The organism is Methylobacterium sp., assembly GCF_028290105.1.
GTDB lineage: Bacteria > Pseudomonadota > Alphaproteobacteria > Rhizobiales > Beijerinckiaceae > Methylobacterium.
Genome location: NZ_JAQGKL010000289.1, coordinates 1 through 5,244, shown reverse-complemented (window position 1 = coordinate 5,244; position 5,244 = coordinate 1). Strand labels below are relative to the sequence as shown.

5 protein-coding genes and 2 tRNA genes are annotated in these 5,244 nt (G+C 67.8%); 1 reads left to right on the top strand and 6 read right to left on the bottom strand.

Going from position 1 to position 5,244, the window contains the following annotated elements:
• Nucleotides 1-486: 486 nt before the first annotated feature.
• Both JWQ05_RS19535 and JWQ05_RS19530 read right to left on the bottom strand, forming a co-directional pair.
• Nucleotides 487-1,137, bottom strand: a complete 651-nt coding sequence (locus JWQ05_RS19535; protein ID WP_299662214.1) for a protein-L-isoaspartate O-methyltransferase — start codon at nt 1,135-1,137, stop codon at nt 487-489.
• 241 nt (nt 1,138-1,378) lie between these two features.
• A tRNA-Cys gene (locus tag JWQ05_RS19530) sits at nt 1,379-1,452 on the bottom strand.
• 323 nt (nt 1,453-1,775) lie between these two features.
• On the opposite strand from JWQ05_RS19530, the gene JWQ05_RS19525 reads away from it, so the two are divergent.
• A tRNA-Asn gene (locus tag JWQ05_RS19525) sits at nt 1,776-1,851 on the top strand.
• 244 nt (nt 1,852-2,095) lie between these two features.
• On the opposite strand, the gene JWQ05_RS19520 is transcribed toward JWQ05_RS19525, so the two are convergent.
• The 4 genes from JWQ05_RS19520 to JWQ05_RS19505 all read right to left on the bottom strand — a co-directional run.
• On the bottom strand, nt 2,096-2,737 hold the full coding sequence (locus JWQ05_RS19520; RefSeq protein WP_299662211.1) for a DedA family protein: 642 nt from the start codon (nt 2,735-2,737) through the stop codon (nt 2,096-2,098).
• Nucleotides 2,738-2,977: 240 nt separating this feature from the next.
• Nucleotides 2,978-4,099: a branched-chain amino acid ABC transporter substrate-binding protein gene (locus tag JWQ05_RS19515; RefSeq protein ID WP_299662208.1), complete on the bottom strand. Its 1,122-nt coding sequence runs from the start codon at nt 4,097-4,099 to the stop codon at nt 2,978-2,980.
• A gap of 85 nt (nt 4,100-4,184) precedes the next feature.
• A complete protein-coding gene (locus tag JWQ05_RS19510; RefSeq protein ID WP_299662206.1) occupies nt 4,185-4,550 on the bottom strand; it encodes a DUF6867 family protein in 366 nt (121 codons plus the stop codon).
• A 2-nt stretch (nt 4,551-4,552) separates the two neighbouring features.
• A partial coding sequence (locus JWQ05_RS19505; protein ID WP_299662204.1) for an ABC transporter ATP-binding protein occupies nt 4,553-5,244 on the bottom strand: 692 nt, incomplete at its 5' end.

Below are 5,244 nucleotides of genomic sequence, written 5' to 3'. Positions count from 1 at the left end.
TCGGTCGCCCGCACGCCCGCGCGGCCGGAGTTCAGGGCGGGATTGGCGGCATACGCCCGCGAGAGCGCGCTCTCCAGCGTCTCGGCCGCGGCCGGGCTCGCCAGGGCGAGGGCCAGTGCGGCGAGGCCGGCCGGCCGAAGCCCCGTGCGCATCGCGGGTCTCGATTCTCTCACGCTCATCAGCCCTTGCGGTTTCTCGATGAACCGGACGGCCGTACCGATGGCCGCCGCGCCTGAGCGCGATCCGGGTTGCCCGCCTCTGCGGCAAGTCTACCCGACCTTCGCCGCCGGGGCACCGGCTGGTTCCCGTGCACTGCGCGAATGATCGGGGGGTGCCACAAAAAAGCGACACCGCCTTTTGGGTAAGGGGATGCCTCCGGCGGGCCGTTCTACGCTCGGCGCCGACGTCGATGGGCCGCCGTGCGCCCGTTTGTTCCCGGAATGCTTCGATCCTGGAGGACTAGAGTCTTCGGTGTGGAGGAATGACTCAGAAGGCGAAGCCGGCCTCGGCCGCGAAGGCGCCCAGTGCCGGAAGGGCGGCATCGAAGAGCGGACGCGCCCCGAAGGCGTCGCCGGCGCGCACGAACAGCGTGGTCTTGGCGGCCCGGTCCCGGCCCATCACGCAGACGAGGCGGCCGCCATCCTTGAGCTGGTCGAGGAGCGCCTGGGGCCGTGTCTCGACCCGGCCGTTGACCAGAATGGCATCGTAGGGGGCTGACGCCGGGGCGCCGGACTCGAGCGGCCCTTCGACGACCGTGATGCCGTCGAGGCCGGACAGGCGCTCGCGGGCGCCCGCCGCGAGGTCCGCGGAGGATTCCAGCGCCGCCACCTCGGCGCCGACATGGTTCAGGATGGCCGCGCCGTAGCCGTAGCCCGTGCCGACATCGAGGGCCTTGTCGCCCGGCTGGATCGCGAGGGCCTGGACCATGCGCGCGAGCAGCATGGGGGCCGGTACCGCACGTCCCTCGGTGCCCAGACGCAGGGTCTGGTCGATATAGGCGAAATCCTCGCGCCCCGGCGGCACGAAGCGCTCGCGGGGAATCGCCTCGAAGGCGTCGAGGACCGGGACGTCGTTCACGTCGAAGGTCCGCAACTGACAATCGACCATGAGGCGTCGCGCCTGCGCGTAATCGAGCATGGATGCCGTCTTCCCTCGACGCTGGGCCGGCGCTGGAAGCCGGTCTGTCCCTTCGACCGGCCGGGCGGCCACGCCGAAGCTTGCGGGTTGTCGTGGATCAAACCGCAAAACGCAAGGTTCGCGACGGGGCCGAAGCACCGGTCGACCGGACCTCGGAACGGGTCAGGCCGGACGTCGTCGAACGCGTGAATGACGGAGCGTCTTCGCGCCTAGGCAGGGTGCACTCGGCACTGAAAGTCGTTGGAGGCCTCGCCCGGAATCGAACCGGGGTGCAAGGATTTGCAGTCCTCTGCGTAACCACTCCGCCACGAGGCCTCTGTCGCGCGGCCCGGTGAAACGGGCCTGTCGGCGACCCCGTCCGGGCGGCCGGCTCGGGGAGAGCGGTCTCTAGCAGAGCCTTGGCCGCCAGGGCAACGGGCTTTGGCGGATCTGCGCAAAAAGGATCCGCGCGGTCGTGTCGATTGCTTCGGGATGCATCCGTCCGAAGCGCTCGTTTCGCCTCCTGCGACGCTCGAAAAGGCGAGCCGATTTCCCGGCGCCGCGAAGGCGCGCGCCAAAAAAATGTGACGGATTCGTCAAATCCCGAGCCCGGACACCCTTGCGTCCCGGCCAAGCGCTGTGTAGACCCCCGATCGCGGTCCCCGATAGCTCAGTTGGTAGAGCAAGCGACTGTTAATCGCTTTGTCGCAGGTTCGAGTCCTGCTCGGGGAGCCAATCTTCTTCTCGGACTTGGCTGTACTCTTGTTGAGGCAGCTATAGCGGCCGCGCCGATCTTGCGATCCGGCCCCGCCCGCCGAGCCAAGCGCTCAGCACCGGCACTCGGTTCTCTTCCCCTTTGTTCGCGCTGCGATCGACCGGCTCCGACCTCTTGGTCGGCACGGTTGTTTCGCTCGCGCGATCCCGACACGAACATCCCCGCCGGCGTCGAAGCCGGCGGGGATGTTTCGTCGCTCGTCCATCAGGCGATCGGGCCGGGGATCGCGACTTCCGCCTTGGCGAGGAGGCGGGTTTCGTGTTTGCGCACGAACAGCCACAGGGCGAGTCCGCCGAAGATCACCACGGCGAGGAGCGCGAGGCCCACAGGGCCGGCGATGTGCTCGATCGAGCGGCCGCAATAATACGAGCCGATGCCCATGATCGACGCCCAGGCGATGCCGCCCAGGCCGTTGAAGATCAGGAAGCGGCGGGCGTCGAGCTTGTTCACGCCGGCCAGCACCGCCGCGTAGGCGCGCAGCATCGCGGTGAAGCGGCCGAAGAACACGATCTTTCCGCCATGCTCGCGGAAGAGGTACTGCCCGAGCTTGAGGCGGCCGTGGTCGAGGGCGATGAGGTGGCCGTAGCGCAGCAGGAGCGGCATGCCCCAGCGCCGGCCGACCCAGTAACCGAGATTGTCGCCGAGGATCGCGGCCGCCGCGGCGGCCAGGATGATCAGGCCGAGGTTGAGTTGACCCGTGCTGCCGGCATAGACCGCCGAGGAGATCAGGACGGTTTCGCCCGGCATCGGCACGCCGGCGCTCTCCAGGGCGATGATCACGAAGATCGCGATGTAGCCGTAACTGGAAATGAGGTCGGCGATCGGCAGGTTTGTAAGAAACGACATCGGCAATCCCGCTTTGGCAGCCCCGCTTTGGCACGCGCCGCGCACTGTGCGCGGGAACGTGGCGGGATCGGGGCTTGGGGGAGGCGAAGGCGGATCGGACCTTGCCATAATCCTGCGGGTTCTGGACGCCGAGCCGATCGCGACACTCATGTCGGCCAAGCCGTCCATGCGGCCGACGGCAAGTTTCGTGTTCATCTTCGTGGAGCCGGCGGATCGTTTCGCCGGCTCCGACAGCGGGTCTTACGGCTGCTCGTTGCCGGCGTAGTTGATGGAGCCGTCGGCGCCCTTCTTCCACATGTACATGACGTAGTCCGGACGGGTGATGTCGCCCTTCTTGTCGTAGGAGATGTCGCCGATCACCGTGTTGAAGGGCTTGCCCTCGCGCAGGTAGGCCGCGACCTTCTGGCCGTCGGTGGACTTCGTCGCCTTCATCGCGTCGGCGAGGATCTGCATCGCCGCGTAGGAATAGAGGGTGTAGCCCTCGGGGTCGAAGTTCATCGCCTTGAACGCGTCGACGGTGGCCTTGGACTTCGGGTTCTTGCGGGCGTCCGGCGAGAAGGTCATCAGGGTGCCGTCGGAGCCGGGGCCGGCCACCTGCGCGAATTCCCGGTCGGCGATGCCGTCACCACCCATCAGCGGTGCCTTGAGGCTCTGGTCGCGCATCTGCCGGATCAGCAGGCCGGCCTCGGTGTAGAGGCCGCCGAAATAGATCACGTCGACATTGGCCTGCTTCAGCTTCGAGACGAGGGCGGAAAAGTCCTTCTCGCCCGGGTTGATGCCCTCGAACAGCACGTTGGTGCCGCCCTTGGCCTTGAGCGCCTTCAGGGTCTCGTCGGCCAGACCCTTGCCGTAGGGGGTCTTGTCGTGGACGAAGGCGATCTTCTTGCCCTTGAACTTGTCGGCGAGGTAGGCGCCCGCCACCGCGCCCTGCTGGTCGTCGCGCCCGCAGGTGCGGAACGTGTTCCAGTTGCCGCGCTCGGTGTACTTGATTGCCGTGGAGGCCGGGCTGATCTCGACGATGCCGGCCTCCTGCAGCACGTCGGAGACCGGGATCGAGACGCCGGAATTGAAGGCTCCGACCACGGCCTTGACCCCGTCCGAGGCGAACTTGTTGGCCACCGAGACGCCCTGCTTCGGGTCGGACGCGTCGTCGCCCACCGTCATGACGAGCTTCTCGCCGTTGACGCCGCCGGCCTTGTTGATGTCCGCGATGGCCTGCTGCGCACCGGTCTTGATCTGCGCACCGAAGGCCGCGTTCGGGCCGGTGACGGGGACGACCACGCCGATCTTGATCTCGGCCTGGGCGGCGGTGGCCGCCAGCATCAGGCTGAGGGCGACACCGGCTGAAAACACTGACTTCATGCTCGTTTCCCCTCTGGAAGCGCCGTGCCGGGCGTTCGCGCCGCCGGCAAGGTCGCCAAACGCGGTGTGGTTTCGCGCCGCGCCCTCAGGGCGTCGGCGCGCTCGTCCGGTCCCGCCAGGTCAGCGGGCCGGTGCGCTCGTAGAGCCAGGCATATTGCCGGGTCATCTGTCCGGTGCGGGTGTAGCGGTAGGCCGCGGCGCCGATGGCCAGCACCACGGCCGCATCGACGAGGTAGGCCGGCAGCGACAGCAGGACGTCCTCGAACAGGGCGTAATGCAGGAAGCGCGTCACGCCCGCGATGAGGAGGAGCGCCAGGGCGCAGTGCCAGAACGGACGCCACCCGCGCGCGAGCCCGCTCCCCGTCATCCAGGCCGCACCCCCGCCCATCGCCACGGTGATGAGGAGGAAGATCCCGATGCTGCGGGCGTCCAGGCTGAAACCTTCGGCCATGCTCAGTGCGATCCCCCTTCGAGGTAGGCGGCCTTCACCTGCGGATCGTCGAGGAGGGCCTGGCCCGTGCCGCTCATCGTGACCGCCCCCGTGACCATGACGTAGCCGCGATGGGCGAGCTTGAGGGCATGATAGGCATTCTGCTCGACGATGAACACGGTCAGCCCCTCGCGGGCGTTGAGGTCGCGAACGGCGGAGAAGATCTGCTTGACCACCAGGGGTGCCAAGCCCAGCGAGGGCTCGTCGAGCATGAGCAGGCGGGGCCGGCTCATCAGCGCGCGGGCGATGGCGAGCATCTGCTGCTCGCCCCCCGACATGGTGCCGCCGCGCTGGTCGATGCGCTCGCGCAGGCGCGGGAACAGCGTGCACATCCGCTCGAGATCCTCGGCGAAATGTTTGCCCCCGTTGACGGCCGCGCCCATCTGCAGGTTCTCGCGCACCGTCATGCGGGAGAAGATACGCCGGCCTTCCGGCGATTGCGCGAGGTTGAGGCGGGCGATCTCGTGGGTCGGCAGCTTCGTGATGTCCTGCCCCGCGAAGGTGATGGTGCCTTCGCGCGCCTGGGGTTGGCCGAAGATCGTCATCATCAGGGTCGACTTGCCGGCGCCGTTGGCTCCGATCAGCGCGACGATCTCGCCTTCGTGCACGTCGATGTCGACGTTCTTCAGGGCGCGGATGCTTCCGTAATAGGCCG